The organism is Acetobacter indonesiensis, from assembly GCF_000963945.1.
Taxonomy (GTDB): domain Bacteria; phylum Pseudomonadota; class Alphaproteobacteria; order Acetobacterales; family Acetobacteraceae; genus Acetobacter; species Acetobacter indonesiensis.
Genome location: NZ_BAMW01000045.1, coordinates 292,954 through 309,652 on the forward strand (window position 1 = coordinate 292,954; position 16,699 = coordinate 309,652).

16 protein-coding genes are annotated in these 16,699 nt (G+C 51.6%); 5 read left to right on the forward strand and 11 right to left on the reverse strand.

Annotated features, from left to right (window positions below; all coding sequences use genetic code 11):
* Positions 1–28: 28 nt before the first annotated feature.
* Positions 29–1,468, reverse strand: a complete 1,440-nt coding sequence (locus Abin_RS11590) for an NAD(P)-binding domain-containing protein (protein ID WP_048847012.1) — start codon at positions 1,466–1,468, stop codon at positions 29–31.
* 201 nt (positions 1,469–1,669) lie between these two features.
* Here Abin_RS11590 and Abin_RS11595 point away from each other — a divergent pair, with 201 nt between their 5' ends.
* A complete protein-coding gene (locus Abin_RS11595) occupies positions 1,670–2,572 on the forward strand; it encodes a LysR family transcriptional regulator (RefSeq protein WP_048847014.1) in 903 nt (300 codons plus the stop codon).
* A 16-nt stretch (positions 2,573–2,588) separates the two neighbouring features.
* Here the strand turns inward: Abin_RS11595 and Abin_RS11600 are convergent, their stop codons facing one another.
* The 6 genes from Abin_RS11600 to Abin_RS11625 form a co-directional block, all read right to left on the reverse strand.
* On the reverse strand, positions 2,589–4,193 hold the full coding sequence (locus tag Abin_RS11600) for a gamma-glutamyltransferase family protein (RefSeq protein ID WP_048847016.1): 1,605 nt from the start codon (positions 4,191–4,193) through the stop codon (positions 2,589–2,591).
* A gap of 11 nt (positions 4,194–4,204) precedes the next feature.
* A complete protein-coding gene (locus Abin_RS11605) occupies positions 4,205–5,548 on the reverse strand; it encodes an AtzE family amidohydrolase (protein WP_052948217.1) in 1,344 nt (447 codons plus the stop codon).
* Positions 5,549–5,551: 3 nt separating this feature from the next.
* Positions 5,552–5,737, reverse strand: a complete 186-nt coding sequence (locus tag Abin_RS11610) for a DUF4089 domain-containing protein (protein WP_084593605.1) — start codon at positions 5,735–5,737, stop codon at positions 5,552–5,554.
* Positions 5,738–5,769: 32 nt separating this feature from the next.
* Positions 5,770–6,996 carry a pyridoxal-phosphate-dependent aminotransferase family protein gene (locus tag Abin_RS11615; protein WP_048847018.1) on the reverse strand — a complete coding sequence of 409 codons (1,227 nt, stop codon included), beginning with the start codon at positions 6,994–6,996 and terminating at the stop codon, positions 5,770–5,772.
* Positions 6,996–8,303 (reverse strand): allantoate amidohydrolase, encoded by a 1,308-nt coding sequence (locus Abin_RS11620; RefSeq protein WP_048847020.1) that lies wholly within the window; start codon positions 8,301–8,303, stop codon positions 6,996–6,998. Before Abin_RS11620 ends, Abin_RS11615 begins: the two co-directional genes overlap by 1 nt.
* A 254-nt stretch (positions 8,304–8,557) precedes the next feature.
* The gene (locus Abin_RS11625) at positions 8,558–9,913 is read right to left on the reverse strand and encodes an NCS2 family permease (RefSeq protein ID WP_048847021.1); all 1,356 of its coding nucleotides are present in this window, start codon (positions 9,911–9,913) and stop codon (positions 8,558–8,560) included.
* Between the two features lie 52 nt (positions 9,914–9,965).
* Between Abin_RS11625 and Abin_RS11630 the strand changes: the two genes are divergently transcribed.
* Positions 9,966–10,286 carry a hypothetical protein gene (locus tag Abin_RS11630; protein WP_048847024.1) on the forward strand — a complete coding sequence of 107 codons (321 nt, stop codon included), beginning with the start codon at positions 9,966–9,968 and terminating at the stop codon, positions 10,284–10,286.
* Positions 10,287–10,403: 117 nt separating this feature from the next.
* Here Abin_RS11630 and Abin_RS11635 read toward each other — a convergent pair whose 3' ends face one another.
* A complete protein-coding gene (locus tag Abin_RS11635) occupies positions 10,404–10,697 on the reverse strand; it encodes a Rossmann-fold NAD(P)-binding domain-containing protein (protein WP_052948218.1) in 294 nt (97 codons plus the stop codon).
* On the opposite strand from Abin_RS11635, the gene Abin_RS11640 reads away from it, so the two are divergent.
* On the forward strand, positions 10,698–11,405 hold the full coding sequence (locus Abin_RS11640; RefSeq protein ID WP_048847026.1) for a helix-turn-helix transcriptional regulator: 708 nt from the start codon (positions 10,698–10,700) through the stop codon (positions 11,403–11,405).
* A gap of 154 nt (positions 11,406–11,559) precedes the next feature.
* Here the strand turns inward: Abin_RS11640 and Abin_RS11645 are convergent, their stop codons facing one another.
* Entirely contained in the window at positions 11,560–12,774 is a 1,215-nt protein-coding gene (locus Abin_RS11645; RefSeq protein WP_086658487.1) for an FAD-dependent monooxygenase, read from the reverse strand.
* A 129-nt stretch (positions 12,775–12,903) separates the two neighbouring features.
* On the opposite strand from Abin_RS11645, the gene Abin_RS11650 reads away from it, so the two are divergent.
* Positions 12,904–13,446 carry a TetR/AcrR family transcriptional regulator gene (locus tag Abin_RS11650; protein ID WP_255319278.1) on the forward strand — a complete coding sequence of 181 codons (543 nt, stop codon included), beginning with the start codon at positions 12,904–12,906 and terminating at the stop codon, positions 13,444–13,446.
* A gap of 234 nt (positions 13,447–13,680) precedes the next feature.
* Here Abin_RS11650 and Abin_RS15900 read toward each other — a convergent pair whose 3' ends face one another.
* Positions 13,681–14,649 (reverse strand): DNA methyltransferase, encoded by a 969-nt coding sequence (locus Abin_RS15900; protein ID WP_255319279.1) that lies wholly within the window; start codon positions 14,647–14,649, stop codon positions 13,681–13,683.
* Between the two features lie 150 nt (positions 14,650–14,799).
* A complete protein-coding gene (locus Abin_RS11660; RefSeq protein ID WP_048847030.1) occupies positions 14,800–15,711 on the reverse strand; it encodes a LysR family transcriptional regulator in 912 nt (303 codons plus the stop codon).
* 97 nt (positions 15,712–15,808) lie between these two features.
* Between Abin_RS11660 and Abin_RS11665 the strand changes: the two genes are divergently transcribed.
* On the forward strand, positions 15,809–16,585 hold the full coding sequence (locus tag Abin_RS11665) for a sulfite exporter TauE/SafE family protein (RefSeq protein ID WP_048847032.1): 777 nt from the start codon (positions 15,809–15,811) through the stop codon (positions 16,583–16,585).
* Positions 16,586–16,699: the final 114 nt, after the last annotated feature.

The following is a 16,699-nucleotide window of genomic DNA, read 5'->3' on the forward strand; positions in this document are numbered from 1 at the left end:
CTTTCTCAGATTTCTGTCTTTGTCTGGTTTAGCAAGGTGGCTCAAGGCTAATAAGCTCATCCGTATTGTAATCCAGCAAGCTTTGTAGTTGCTTGTCTCCATCCTGCACAAACAGATCGCGCCCGATAGCTTGTGTTAAGCGTTCCACCCCGAACCGCATTCCGCTGATAGAGGCACCTGACAGACCCATGCTCGGCATGGCTGCAAACGTAAAATTGTGAATGGCAGCCATCATGGGGGCAAGATCATCATCTGCGTTTCGCGGCAGAAATTGAAAATGCTTGCCTAAATATGGATGGCTGCCCAGTAGTGTATTTTCCTCACCTTCTGGGGCGGCGAATTTATCACGCCACAATTGCACTCTCTCCGCAATTTTGCGCATTTCTGGTCTTTTTGTCAGATCAATGACAAAACCTGTTCCAATAATCAGGAAGTCGAAAACCATTTCACCGTGCGGTGTTTCAACAACCACTTCGTCTCCCTGTTCTTTCACGGAGAGCCACGGTGTTCCCGGATGGAATGCAAAATTTGCGTGCTTGCGGCAGCGCCAAAATGTGTCCTGAGGCGGTGGTTGGTTCAGATCATAGATTTTACGCATAAAGCGCCAGCGGGTCAGATCTGGAAGATCCGCAAAATAGCTCAAAAAACCGGCGTTTTCCATCCATCTGTAAGGATTGACAGTTGGGATTTTTGCCCGACGCAGGCAGAGATCAACGCTTGCGGCACCATGCTCCAACGCAGTCGCGGCATTGTCAAAGGCGGATGCACCAGCGCCCAATACACCAATGCGTTTGCCTCGTAGCTTTTCAAAATCGATCGTCTGGCACGTATGTGCATAACGTGTGCTGTTTACGGCTTGGGAAATGAAATCAGGGACATGCCAAGCCCCTCCGCCTTCAATTCCTGTCGCCAGTACAACCTTACGCGCCCATTGTTGTACAACAGAGCCATCACTCTGTTTAAAACTCAGGCACAACAAGCCATCCTGCCAATCAATATCGACAAGTTTTGTGTCATTCGTAACCGGCAAATCGAGAATGTCTCTTACCCAGTCAAGATAAGACTGCCAGTCTTGTCGGGATATTTTGTCGAGATTCCTCCACGCTTCCGCGCCATATCGGGCTTCATACCAAGACTGAGGTGTCAGGCTGGGAATGCCTAGATCGGGCCCCGTAACGTGCTTGGGGGTACGAAGGGTGAGCATCCGCGCAAAGGTGACCCACGGCCCCTCGCCACCTCTGTCAGCTTTCTCAAAAATACGTACATTCGAAATCCCGCGCCGGCGAAGACCAAAAGCCGTCGCCAAGCCCCCCTGCCCAGCCCCAATAATGGCGACATCTAGAACAGCGTCATCATTATGGCTGGCGGGTATGCACCAGTTTCCCGTTGCATAGCTAATCTTCGCAAGGTCGGCCTGCACCCGCTGCTTGAGTTCAGCCAAACCGGCATCCGAGGAAACGTGATTCATTTATAAAGTCCTAAAAGACACAAACCCTGATAAACGGGACAAACACCAAATATTTTTCTGACTGATCTATCTGGTTTTATCGTCACTTTCCGAGCCGCCATTCACACAGGTCTGTCACACAGAAAGATAATTTCATAGAGTGACTGTTCTTGTATATGATTTAAATCAGTCTAATTCGTTCGCAAAATGAGAGCGGTTGTCATGCCTGTTTTTTCGCGGTTTCTTCGCTACTTCATGGCCGTTGCACAGCATGGCTCCATCAGAAAAGCATCTGACGAATTGCACATAGCGGCCTCAGCCATTGATCGACAAATCTTGCAGGGCGAAAAACAGCTTGGCACGCTTCTGTTTGAACGCCTTCCAAGTGGACTAAGATTAACGACGGCAGGTGAACTGCTTCTGACAGCGTGCCGCCGATGGACGCGTGATTTTTCTGCGCTCACAACGCAGATTGATAACCTCAAAGGTCTGCGGCAGGGCTCTGCTGATATTGTGATACCGGATGCTTTAACAAAAGGTTTCATCCCTTCCGTTCTGGGAAAGCTAAGGGAAAGCCACCCCGGTATTACCGTGAACATTCATGTGCGCACCAGCAAAGATATGGGGGAGATGCTCATAAATGGAGATGCCGATTTTGCCCTGATGTTTAACCCTGGTCATATGCGTGAGCTCTTTGTGCGGGCCTATAAAGAAATTCCGCTCGGTTTTATCACGTTGCCGGATCATCCGGTTGCAGGGTTACAGGAAGCTCACTTCAGCATCTGTTCGGAATACCCGATGGTTGTTCCCGCGCCACCGCTTGCTTTATGGCGGCCGTTAGAGTTGCTTGAAGCTGAAACGGGCATCAAAATTCATCCCGTCGCACGCGCCGACGATATCCAAATGATCAAATCGCTTGTAAGCGAAGGGGCTGGTGTCGGTATTCTAAGCTATCTGGACGCATATGATGAAGTTCAGAAGAAGCAGCTCGCTTTCACGCCAATTCAGAATAAAAAATTATCACCTGTAACCCTTGCGTTGTGCGTTGATCGATCTCGCCAGCTTTCCATGGCAGCGCGTCTCATTATATCTGAAATCGAACAGTTTTTTGTCGAAAAATTGTAATCTAACCTTAGCCACATCACCACGCGGCTACTACGCCGTCACTTCTAGGGTCTGTCGCTCCTTCAAGAACACCATTACCATGCCTGACAATTGCGCCAGCATGCCCCATCATGGATGTAAAGGGGGCAACGCGCTCAATAGCATGTCCGGCTGCACCAAGCTGTGCTATGACATCCGGCTGAAAACGGTCTTCGTATTTTAACGTGACACTTTCCTGCCCCCATGTCCGCCCCAAAAGCCAACGCGGTGCAGTAATCGCCTCCTGTAATCCCATACCGTAACGAGCATAACGGCTAAAAAGTGCAGCCTGTGTCTGGGGCTGACCTTCACCGCCCATAGTGCCGTAAACCATGACGCGGCCATCACTAAATCTTGCTGCTGCGGGGTTCAAAGTATGAAAGGGTTTGCGGCCGGGCCGCAGAACATTCCACCCTTCTTCCTTTAACTGGAAGCTTGCCCCACGATTTTGCCAGACAATACCGGTCTGTGGCAGCACGACACCTGACCCAAATTCAAAATAAGTACTCTGAATCATACTGACAGCGACACCATTGGCGTCAACGGCCCCCATCCAGACCGTATCCCCTGCCTGCGAAGGATAGGGCCAAGGTGCCGCCTTATGCCGATCAATGTTCTTCAGCATAGTGGCCAGTTGCTGTTCATCATCAAGGCAGTCTTGCGCTTCAACGCTCATTAAAGCCGGATCACCGACATGCGTGTCGCGAAAACGAAATGCCTGCTTTGTTGCTTCTACCAAGCCGTGAATATGTTCAAAACTGTCGCAGTTTTCCGCTTGTAGCCGGTCAAACAACGCCAGAATGAGGAGTGATGCCACGCCTTGGGTGGGCGGGGCCATGTTGTAAAGTGTCGCGTCTTTTGTTGTGACGGAAAGAGGAGGTCTGACTGCTGCTTCATGGCGCGCTAAATCGTGGAATGTTACAGGACTACCCGCCTGCGTCAGATCAGCTGCGATATCATAGGCGAGAGACCCAGTGTAAAAACTTTGAAAGCCATCAGTGACCAAACGACGCAGCGTTTGGGCCAAGGCTGGGTTTTTTAGAATGTCGTTTACGCGTAAGGGGCGACCATCTGGTTCATATATAGCAGAATAGCCAAATACATCTTTCAGTTCAGCCGATTTGGCAGCAGCAACTTCCGCACCGCCTGTTGTTACGGGTACACCGTGTTCGGCATACCACATGGCATCACGAAGCAAACGGGATGTAGGTAATAATTGTTTTTTCTGTGTATCATACTGCTCCGCAAGCTGCAGTGCAGCCTGCCAGCCAGACACAGTACCGGCAACTGTATTTGCTGCTAACCCACCGCGCCAAGGAACAGACTTATGGCCCGCGGACCTATAGAGAGCAAGGTCTGCACCCGACGCAGCAGCACCACATGCATCGATTGTTTCAACCCGTCCGTCTGGCCAGCAAATCAACCAGAAGGCATCCCCCCCAATGGACGTCATGTGGGGATAAACCACCGCAAGAGCGGCTGCAGTTGCAACCACGGCTTCTATGGCTGATCCACCTTCTTTCAAAACGTCCAACCCGGCTTGACTGGCCAGATGATGCGGGGACGTTACCATCCCGCGTGTAGAGCGTGGTGTGTGCAGCATTTTGATTTGCTCTATTCGGAAGCCACAGGAAAACCTAAAAGACTGGAGCGTTCCAATTTTTCAGCAAACGCCAGCAACATATTTTCCTTCCCCGGTGCCGCAATGAATTGCACGCCCAACGGCAAGCTTTTCTGATTGCCTTCAGAAGGAGGCAAAGGCGCGGAAAGAACCGGCATACCTGCCAAACTGAGAGGCTGCGTAAACAGACCCAGGTTTGCGCGTGCAGAAACAGCTTTCCCACCAACCATTATGGTGGGTTGGTCTAACCGTGGCGCTATACCTACGGTTGCGGGAGCCATAAGAATATCGACCTCGTTAAAAACTGAATGCAGCATGTCCCTAAACCAGTTGCGCAAACGCTGTGCCTGAATAACTGTGCTGGCCGGTAGCAACGCGCCTGCCATTAATCTATCCCGTGTAGCGGGGTCATAAGCCATCGGGTTTGTTTTCAGGCGTGCTAGATGCAAATTTCCGCCTTCCGCTGCCGTAATGACAAAAGACGCGGCCCGCGCTTTATCAGCCTCAGGAAGTGTGACATCACACGTAATCGGGCAACTCTGAAGAATTTTCTGAATCCCGGATTGCAGGTCGGCCGAAAGATCCTGAGCAAACCATCCACCGAGCAAACCAACTTTCAGATTATCAACATCATCCTTATATTCAAATTTACGTCCGGCCATGACTTCAGTCACAACCCGAATATCAGCAACACTTTGCGCAAATGGCCCAATAACATCCAGACTGGCTGCAAAGGGGTAAACACCAGATAACGGCAGTAAACCCTGTGTCGGACGTAATCCCCATACTCCACAAAGTGAAGCCGGCACCCGAATAGACCCGTTAGTATCAGAACCTAATGTAAAGGGAAGCATCCCGGCAGCAACCGCCGCCGCAGACCCGCCTGAAGACCCACCTGCTAATCTGGCCGTATCATGCGGGTTGCATGTTGTGCCATAATGCGCGTTCTCGGTCGCAAATCCGTAAGCGAACTCATCCATGTTGAGTGTTGCAACGGGAATGGCATCTTCCGAGCAAAGGCGACGTACAACCTCGGCGTCATTGGACGCTGGAGCATTATTGTTCAGGGTGATTGAGCCAGCCGTTGTAACCAATCCCTGAACGTCGAAAAGATCCTTCACACCAAAAGGGACACCGGCCAAAGAGCCGACAGGGCTTCCTGACGCAATTTTCTGATCTAACTGCTTTGCCGCTGTAATGGCACGGTCTTCGAGAACGCGCGTAACAGCATGATACTTACTGTCTCGTGCTTTCAAATTCTGAATGGTCTCAAGGCAATGCTTCTCGGCAGATAGCTCGCCATCCCGAATTTTACGTACAAGGTTAGAAATAGACATTTCTTATGGCCGATACTCGTAAGCGGGCAGACAATCGTCACGAAGATCCATGCTACAAATTAAATCACAATAACCCCGTAAAAGCTGACTATTAGAAAGCACCCCAGCTACAGACTGTTCGGGAATAGAAAGTCCAATCTGGCGAGCTATCACCATAACGTCTTTCACTGTCATTTCATTTTCAGGCATGGATGCTCCTGTTATTTTTAATTGCTTTTTAGTCAGGAATACTCAGCCAAAGCTGCATCCACTCCAGCACCACGAGAGACTTTATATCCTTCAGCGGCCAGACAAGCTTCAAGAGCCCCCAAGGTCAGCAGCACCTTATGCTTAACAGCATTGTAGCCCATCGCGCCTATGCGCCAGACCTTGCCGGCAAGCGGCCCAAAAGCGGTCCCAATTTCTATTCCAAAATCTTCACGCATGCGCGTTCTGACATTTTCGCCGTTTATACCTTCTGGTATCCAAATACCTGTAACATTGGTCATACGGTAAGCGTCTGAGCCAAATACGTTCAATCCAAGGGCACGGACTCCGGCCACAACGGCGTTGCTCGCAGCTTTATGGCGGTCAAAACGGGCTTCCAGCCCTTCTTCCAGCATAATACGGGCAGCTTCTCGGGCACCGTAGAGCATTGTTGTTGCTTCTGTATGGTGGTTCAACCGTTTTTCTGACCAGTAATCCATCACCATGGCCAGATCAAAATAATTGGAAGAAATCCTTGGGCGGCTTCCATCAAGTGTATCGCTCGCCCTTATGCCAGCCTCTACATGCCTGCGGGACATAATATATTTTGCCGCATGGTCAGAAATAGTAATGGGGGCAGAACCCGGTGGGCCACCCATACATTTCTGTAGCCCGCCAGAAACAACATCAATACCCCAAGCGTCTGTCGCGACAGCCATTCCTCCAAGCGTTGCCGTAGCATCGGCATAGGAGAGAACACCATATTTACGACAAAGCGCCCCTACGCCTTCCAGTGGTTGTGCCATGGTGGTCGAGGTGTCACCATGAATACAAGCCATGACCTGAGGTTTATGCTCGATAAGAGCGCTCTCAATCTGCTCCAGCGTTGCGACCTCACCCCACGGTAAGTCGAGTGTGCAGATTTCAGCGCCAATACGCTGCGCAATTTCAGACAGAAGCAAACCGAACCGACCCGCTCGAATAATCAGCAATTTTGCGCCCGGTTCGACCAAAGAGACAAGTGCGGCTTCAATCCCTGCCCGTGCAGTGCCGTCGATAAGAAAAGTCCATTGGTTTTCTGTCATAAAAACACGGCGATATAGGGCCATTGTTTCATTCATATACGCGGTCATTTCCGGGTCAAACTGACCCAGCATATCCGCAGCCATGGCGCGCAAAACCCGAGGATGTGCATTAACAGGCCCAGGCCCCATTAACAGCCGCTGGGGCGGATCAATCTGACCGAACAGATTCTGTGCCATTACGCAATTTTCTCCTGTTGCGCAGAAAAATTATCTGCATAGCTTTCAATAAAATTTACCATGACCTGAAAAGCTGTTTCGACATCACTCGCCTCGACAGCTTCGGCAGGATTATGGCTGATCCCTTTTTCACACCGAATAAACAACATGCAGACAGGGGCTAAAGCCGCCATGACCATTGCATCATGCCCTGCCCCGCTCACAAGCACCCGGGCCTGTTTTCCCGTAACAGTCTGAACAGAGCGGGACAAAACATGTGTCAGGCTACTGTCACAAGGTGTTGCGGGCAAATCCTGTTGCAAAACCATAGAAAACGAAACAGATCGGCGCTCACAAAGGTCTTGTAAGGCACACCGAATGTGTGTTGCCGCCTCGTTCCGGATGCTTTCTGTGCCGGAGCGGATATCAACCGTAAAAGCGACATCTCCCGGCACAACATTGGGCACACCGGGCGAAACCTGCATCCGCCCGACAGTCGCAACCAGATGATCGCTGTCAGATTTACCAATTTTTTCAATTTCAAGAATAGCTTCGGCTGCGGCGGCCAGCGCATCCTGTCGAAGGGTCATTGGCATTGTTCCGGCATGACCGGCAACGCCTTTAAGTGTGACCAGAAAACGAAATTGAGCCGCTATGGCGCTTACAACCCCGACAGGTTTGTTTTCAAACTCCAGAACAGGCCCTTGCTCAATATGAGGCTCGAAATAAGCAATAACTTCACCCTGCCTACGGGCCGCTTTCGGGAACTGCTCCAACACAAAACCTTCTGCCCCCAAAGCATCCTGCAAGGTGATACCGTCGCTATCTTCCATGGTCGCAGGTGCTTCTGGCAAGAGACCTGCAACAGCGCGTGATGTCAGCATGGAAACAGGAAAGCGCGATCCTTCTTCATCACCAAAGCCAATAACTTCCAATGCAAAAGGAAAACGTATTCCCTTACGGGCAAAATGCTCAACAACTTCAATGCCTAGCATCACCCCCAGCGGGCCATCATATTTGCCAGCATTGCGAACACTATCCAGATGAGAGCCAATAAGAAGCGCAGGTAATTCAGCCGAACTCCCCTCGTAACGTCCAATGATATTTCCGGCAGAATCTTGCCTTGCAGACAATCCCCCCTGCCCCATCCAGGCCGCCACCTGTCTTACTGTTTCCCGATAAGCGGCACTTAGATAAGGACGAAACAAAGAGTTCGTTTCTTCTGAAAATTGACCTTTACCCAATATGTCACATCTTGTGACAGCCCGTGCTCCTCCACACGGTTCTGAACATGCTGGTTCAGAAGAAAAGCTGTCTGGAGAGGGCATCAGATCATTACTCCGGTGGTCGTTTTCATCTTGTTACGGATGAATTACAATCTTGCATACAAGAAAGCCTAGACGCAAGCCTCTTACCATCTATAAAAATCAGTCTTGTTAATTGCTAAATTTGTTACGCTGAATCAAAAATATATCAAAAACAAACATTTTAATTTATTACGTAACGTAATTTATATTTTCACTATTAATGATATTTTTCATTGTTACCACTAATAGTTATTGCATTGTGCATCTGTATTTCTTCACCCAAGACCTGACGAAAGAACTAGATACGTAACAAATACTACATCCAATCCAATCAGCATCATGGTAATCTCGCTCCATCGCCTAGAAACAAAGGCGATCAGTGTGTACAGCAATAACCCCAGGGCAAGGCTGATCATGAAATCTCCTGTCATGACAGTCACCAAGACCATCAATAATGGGACTGTCTGATCCATCCCCTTCATGTCTTTCAGGTCAGTCAGGCCACTTAGCATCCCAAGGCCTACCAAAATCAGAACGGGGGCAGTTGCAACTGCGGGCACACTTGTGATCAATGGCCAAAATAATGAGGAAATCGCAAAAAGAAGGGCGACCGTCACCCCCACCAATCCTGTACGTCCGCCCTCTTCAACGCCAACCAAAGATTCCAGATAAGCGGATACGGTCGATGTTCCGAGTGCTGAACCAACAATGCTGGCAGAGGCATCCGAAGCGAATGCAGCCTTACCGAGCAACGGTTGTCCCTCTTTATCTTTGAGACCGGACCGTTGCGTAACGGCCATCATTGTTCCTGTGGCATCAAAAAAATCACCTAGGAAAAAATAAAGTGTGACGGGTAACACAAGAAAGAAATGAGAGAAAAATCCCTTGAAATCATAAGGGAAAAGCATGTGCCAAGGGTAATGAGGCCAATCAATCCACTGGGCCGGAAGATTGGTCACCATCCGACCGTTGGTATGAGGCACAAAACAACCGGTAACGGTTATGGTTACAATAGCGATAAGCATTGCAGCAGGAATACGCGACCATCTTAAGACTACAGTAAGAAACAGCCCTGCTATCGCCAAGATAACTGAGGGATCAGCTAGGTGTCCAAAAACTAGCCCTTCACTCCCTTTAACAGCCATCCCGCCTGTGATCATGCCGATATGGGCAATAAACGCCCCAATCGCAAAATGAATCCCAAGCCGAACAGGAACAGGAAACGCACGAACAATCTTCTGACGCCATTGCGTTAATGAAAGCGCCAGAAATGCTACTCCGCCCAACAAAACCATTGTAAAAGCAACAGGCGCAGGTACACCCATGCGAACAACAACAACTTGAGCAAAAATAACATTGCTACTCATGGCCGGGGCGAGAGCAATGGGTAGATTAGCCCACAACGCCATTATCAGAGATCCGATAACAGCTGACGCTATGGTTGTCATAACCATGGCATGCCGATCTAGCCCGGCCGCTGAAAGAATATCTGGATTAACAGCCATAATATAAGCCATGGCCCCAAAGGTTGTTAACCCGGCCAGCACTTCCCTCGAAAAAGATGAGCCTCTGGCAGATATCTGAAAATAACGATCACAAAATCGACTCAAACCTGCAGAAAACCTAGCCATCTATCCCTCGGCATACGTACATGTAGAGGCAGCTTATACCGATAGAAGTGTTATGCGCCAATCAGATAGAACGCTCCGTGATCCCTCGCATACAAGCGCCCTGACACTGCATCAATTGCAGTCGCTTGGGACTAAGGCAGGTCTGTCGCCTGTCATGACACATCAATATCGCCTTGAGTCCCGTTTACAGGATCAGGTCGCCCCGGAGAATTGGTGCGCCCTGAAAGCGATGTTTGCCGAGGATATTGCAGGAGGTCAGGATCGTCTGGGCATGGGTGCATGGGAAGATGCGGAGCGGATCCATTTCTATTTCCCTGTCTCAATCGTAGTATGGAGCAAAAGCATGCAAGAAGAGCCACGTGCCCGCTCCTGAGAAAAAGACTTATCCGTCAACATGCCTGTCTGGTATATAAACCACGCAGACAGGCAATTTCCGTTCTCTTACCAGCCTTCCTGGCGCGATCACACGTTTCCTCTAAACGAACATCTTTCACGGCTTATCAGGAATATCCTCACAGGCCAAAATATCGGCAAGCAGTTTCGGTCCAGTTGGGTGCCAGTCCAGACGCTGTTTCGTCTTTTCGCTTGATGCGATCATATCTTTGGAAACAAACGCGCCAAGCCACCCGAAATGTGCACGCGCATCGTTCTCAGACAAAGCAACAACAGGCAAATTAAATCGTTGCCCTATGGCTTCTGCAATGGTTCTTACAGAAACGCCTTCTTCTGCACTTGCATGATAACGTGCAGCTGAAACCTGTTTTTCCAGCGCAAGACGGAACAAATGAACCGTATCAGAGATATGAGCTGCAGACTAACAATTTACACCTTTCTCAACCGTGCCCGTCTTGACCTCGTGGCATTGGGTTTTCTCTGTGCTCGGCGGCGCAAGCTTGGGTTACGCGGTGGAGAAGTCGCACAGCGGGCGAACATCAGCCCTACTTGGTACACTTGGCTTGAGCAAGACCGAGGCCGAGTACCTTCGCCTGATGTGCTCGATCGCATTGCCAAAGGGTTATTGCTGACTGAAGCGGAACGCGAACATTTATTTATGCTGGCATTCGGTCATTTGCCGGAAGTTCGTTATCGAGTAACGAACGGAATTACACCACGTAAGATTGTTTTTTGCACTCCCCATGTACGTAAGATGCAGATGAACTGGGACAGTCTGGCAAGATCTGTCGTGGCCGCTTTTCGCGCCGATGCCGTGCGCGCTGGCGCTTCTGCTGAAGTCGATGAACTTGTTAAAGACTTAAGCTTGCGAAGCCCCGAGTTTGCCGCGTTGTGGCAGAATAATGATGTACAAATTCATGGTGAAGGAACCAAGTGCTTGCAGCATCCAACCGTTGGATTGATTGAACTGGAATATTCAGGATTTGCCGTTGAAGGGCGATCAGACCTTGGACTGATTATTTACAATCCCGCGACGCCGAATGATTTACAACGCATCCGCATGCTGATCGGTATCATTTCGGCAGAAACGGAAAAATAAAACGGTTTTGCTCAAACTGACTGCAAGAAGCTACCACAATCTATATAATATTTTATGTGACAAGAAATATTCTGATTAAGAATTTAGATTACCAAACTACCACTCCAACACTTTTTGTAATTTTGTGTTGAATGAAGGTGTGAGTGTATGTCCATTATTCCATTTGATAATCAGGTAAACTGATTGCGGAATGAGCCGCCGGACGGCGGTTGTCAAAAAAGATACCAGTGCCGTTACGTGCTATCTCAGCCAGCATCCTGTCACGCATGTCGATATCTGCCTGAGTGCGCGGCAGGAAAAACGCCCCTCGCTCATCAGTTGCCAGAGCTTGATTTGCTTCGACAAAGGGTCTCAGGGTGCGTTCATATGCTTCCAGTCCAGCCGAGGTCTTCTCATGCGAAGCAAGTTCTCCTGCAAGAACATAAGCGCCGACAAGTGCAAGGCTGGTTCCCTGCCCGGACCGGAAAGACGGTGCAAAAGCGGCATCTCCCAGCAAAACAACAGATCCTTTGGACCAGTGAGGCATACGGATCTGACTGACACTGTCAAAATAAAGATCGTCAGCCACCTCCATCTCTTTCAACAGACGCGGCACTTCCCAGTGCATACCGGCATAAGTTGTCTGTATTAAATCCAGTTGCTCCCTGACCGTGCGCGGGGCTCCCTTATCTGTCATGAATGTCAGAAATCCGAACATCCTCTGACTACCCTGAACTGCAAACAACCCCGCCACACGTCCGGGTTCCGCATGGAAAATACCGCCATGTGAGAGACCCTGATCATTTTGTAATGAGAAGAGTGCGAAATCAAAGCCGAGATCATGACGGAAAAGATCCTCAGCCCCGAAGACTAGACGCCGCGTGCGGGAGTGGAGCCCATCTGCCCCAACAACAATGTCGTAGTGTTCACGAATGCCACTGGTGAATCGAATATCCACCCCTGCACCGTCGTCGTGCAGCGTGTCTATTGAATCATTGAACCGATACCGGACGTTTCCTTGCCGGGACGCGTCATACAACAAAGTTGCCAGAGTTCCTCGAGGCAACTCCACGTCTCTTTCATCGCTACCAACGGCATCATAGACAGGCACAGAGCCAATTTCACGTCCGTCTCCATCAACAAATGTCATCAGCTGCGTGTTGACATGTGCCGCACGGATTTGTGGCAATAATCCCATCCTTTCAACCATATCAATCGCCGTGCCACGAACATCAATCGGATACCCTCCGGTACGAATAGTCGTCGCACGCTCGACAACCGTGACGTCAAAGCCATAGCGATCCAGCCAGAAAGCAAGAGCTGGCCCGGCAATGCTGGCACCCGAAATCAGGACACGACGGTTTCGGGTTGGAACGCCTCTTTTGCTCATGCTATGCCTCATACATTAGATTCGTCACGTATCTTATATGTCAACAAAACAAAGGCAATAAGATTCTTTGTGCATCTTATGGGGAGTGTTATGCGCGTTCGAGGGAAAATCAGACGGCGAGGAGCAGCCTTGGAGGACGCTATTTTAGAGGCGGCCTGGGCGGAACTGTCTGAAAGTGGATATGCTGGCCTCACAATGGAAAATGTGGCCCGCCGGGCCGGCACCAGCCGCCCTGTGCTCCACAGGCGCTGGCCTAGCCGCACAGCGCTGGCAACAGCCGCACTCGCGCAAAGGTTTGCTCATGCGGCACCCGTCATTCCCGATATGGGAAATGTCCGCGATGAGCTCTGCCTTCTTCTTCGCCATATGTCCAATCGTGCAAACAGTGGAGAGCTTCAGCTCTTTTTTGATATGCAAAAAGATTTGGTGGCGGAGCGTTCGAGTTTTACGGAATTACGCAACCGCATTGTTGAAGGGAACCAGTATCGCGCTGTTCTCGCACGGGCCGTCGAACGCGGAGAAATTGACGAAAACAGGCTGACATCCCGCATTGCCTCACTCCCGCTCGACCTTGTGCGGCATGACCTGATGATGACCTTCAAACCCCTTACAGATGAGGCGATTAGCGAAATCGTCGATAATATTTTTCTTCCACTTGTTGGTATCGGATAACCAAGTCTGTTGGGCGATATGAGAAAGTCAGAAAACCCTTGGACATCCTGATCTTGATAGACTGCCTATAGAGATAAATACATAACCGCTGTGCGGCGGGGGGGGCATTCTTCTCAAGAGACCTCCCTCACGTATAATTCAGAAATACAAAGTCTTCTGTGGTTTTCTTTCCGTGTCTCACTCAGCGCAGTCTGGAGTATTTCTGGACATAGTTACTTGCAAGGATTTTCTCGATCATATGCGGCCGTGAAATCGCCACCCGGCTGCAGGCATGAGTAAGGCGCACCAGAACGGGATTGTTCGGGTTTTGCTAGGTGTGGACATAAGGACGAACACGAGCTTCATGCGTGCCAAAAGCCTCTCCGTAATGTGCGCTCTGCTTGATTTCACCAGCAAGCACAAACCAGAGACATCGCGATAACGCCGCTGTAGCGCGAACTCCTTGCCCGGACCGCAGCGCTGCCACTTTTTTACGAACCAACCGATGCGATTATCCGCATGCATGATGTGCTGCTTGATGAACTTGCCGCAGCGACAGTCGAGACTCTCCATCTTCCTATGCCCCGTGATATGCGCGTGGCCGATCTTGAGGACGCGGATCGTGGCGCGGCTGGCACTGTTTCCGGCATTTTGCGCGTGGACGTCGTCGGCTACCTCGCGCGCGCAGCGCGTCCCCACGGGCGGTCCCGAAGGACCGGCGCGATTTTCTGGTCGCCCGGTAAGCGTGAAGAAAGAAGTGGGCGGCTTACGCCGCCGCCCTCCCTGCCCCGTGGAGGCCAGCCGACGGGTCGCCGTGTCCGCGTGCTCCGGGTCCAGTTCCATCCCCAGCCAGTTGCGCCCAAGATGCTGCGCCGCCACCAGCGACAAATCCGAACCGGCAAACGGGTCCAGAACCAGCCCGTCCATCGAGCAGAAGGTTTCCACCAGGGGAAGGAGTGCCGCTACCGGCTTTTGCGTCGGGTGCAGTTTGTTGCCGGAATAGGGCATGTCGAGCACGCCCGGGATGGGCTTTGCAGGTGGTGTCACATTCCCCTTGCCCAGCAGATAAGCGCTCTCGTGTTCATACCGGAAAAACCGGGAAGAGGGTGAATAGGACTTACGAAAAACGATATGCCCGACCATGCGGAACCCCGCTGCCTTCCAGGCATCGGCGAATAGGTCGATACGGTTCCAGCCATAGAGCGAAATGGCAAAGCCTGCCATTTCAGAACACGGTGCATCTGGTTGAAGGCTGGCGGGAGCCAACGCGCATTTTCGTCATTGCGAACCTTCCGCCCGTCCCTGCCCTGATAGTTCATCAGGTAGGGCGGGTCTGTCAGGATGAAATCCACCGCATTACGGGGCTGTGTTTATCTAGGAGGGATCGAGTGCTGGATGCTGCGGAACTCTTTGGGACAGGTGATCGTAGAGCGTCTTGGCGGGCGCGGTGAGATCGTTTTCATCGCGCACACACAAAGACAGGCGGCGTGTCGCCCATTCGTCTAACAGCCGGACTAGCTTGATCTGTGTCGACCGTTGGCAACGTCGCGCGGCAGATTCAGGAATGATGCCGATACCAGCCCCAGATCCTGCCATCCGACAAATGCCTTGGAAGTTGCGAAGACGAACACGCATCTTCATCTTCGACCCGAGGCGGGACGCCCGATCTTCGATATGATCCTGCAGAGCACCGCCCGCCATGCCGATGAACTGATCTCCGAGCAGGTCGGCGAACCGTACCGCTCTATTCCCGGTCAACCGATGCTCTCTGGACACCACGGTAACGAGGCGGTCGATCGCGAAGGGCCGCATGATCAGATCACCCGTGTCGACCGCGCTGGACAGTATGCCGATCTCAGCAAAGCCTGCGCTGACACTTCTAGCGATCTCACTGCTCCCGCGCTCCTTCAGGTCAACGTCGATCTGGGGATTAGCAGCCATCCAAGGGGCAAGGCTCTCAGGTAGGAACTCTGTAATCGCGGCGGTGTTCGCGAAGACGCGTACCGAAGCCCGCAGCCCCTTGGCATATTGTCCGATATCGCCCCGCATTTGGGCCATTTGGTGCAGGATCGTGCGGGCATGGTGTGCCAGCATCTCCCCGGCTTCGGTCAGCGCTATGCCGCGACGTCCCCGATTGAGAAGGGTCACTTCTCCCGCCGCCTCCATATCGCGGAGCCGTTCGCTAGCCGCTGGAACCGACAGGCCCGCTTCGGCAGCGCCGTGGGTGATGCTCCCGGCATCAACTACCGCCAGAAACAACCGAAGGTCTGTAAGATCGAACCGCATCGGAGCAATCTAATGCATCTTGTACCTTCGGGATAGCCGAAGCCTACACTCGGACCTTCCGTATTGTGGGCGCGGCTGTGATCGTTAAGTCTGTGGCATGTTCGATTATTCTCCTTCTCTGATCGCTGCTGTCGTCGCCACGTTCTTTGCTGCGGGCGTCGTGAAGGGCGTAACCGGGATGGGCCTCCCAACAGTGGCTATGGGCGTGCTGGGATCGCTTCTGTCTCCGCTCATTGCCGCGGCGCTTCTATTGGTGCCCTCGTTCGTAACCAACGTCTGGCAGCTTCTAGCGGGCCGTCGGTTTGGAATGCTGATCCGCCGCCTTTGGATAATGATGCTGACGATCATCGTCGGCACTGTTTTCGGCTCTATGCTGCTGACGGGTGAAGGAACCGACCTCACGACTGTCGGCCTCGGTGCCGCCCTCGTCATCTACGCGGCATACACGCTGCTTGCCAGACCGCTTCATGTCTCGCCGCGATGGGAGCCGTGGCTGTCGCCTGTAATTGGCCTTGTGACCGGATTGGTGACGGGTGCGACGGGTGTATTCGTTATTCCTGCCGTGCCATACATCCAGTCTCTCAATCTGGAGCGGGACGACCTTGTGCAGGCGCTGGGCCTGTCTTTTACCGTGTCAACGATTGCCCTCGCGACCGGATTATTTTGGCATGGCGCAGCCCCAGTCGGAAATCTCCTGATCTCGACACTGGCCGTCATTCCTGCACTGCTCGGCATGGCGCTCGGACAGGTGATCCGTACACGGATCAGCCCCCAACTGTTCCGGCGACTTTTCCTGATCTTCCTTTTGCTACTAGGGCTGGAAATGGGCCTGCACGGGCTGCTCTATAATAGGGTCGTCATTCAGCATCTTTAGTAAGGGCACAAGCCCGAAACGTCCGGTTTCAGGAGGCTGCCGCGATCTACTGGACGTCCGACATGAGGCGAAAACAGACTTACTCCCCTTGAGCTTTGCAGCATTGACGCTTCC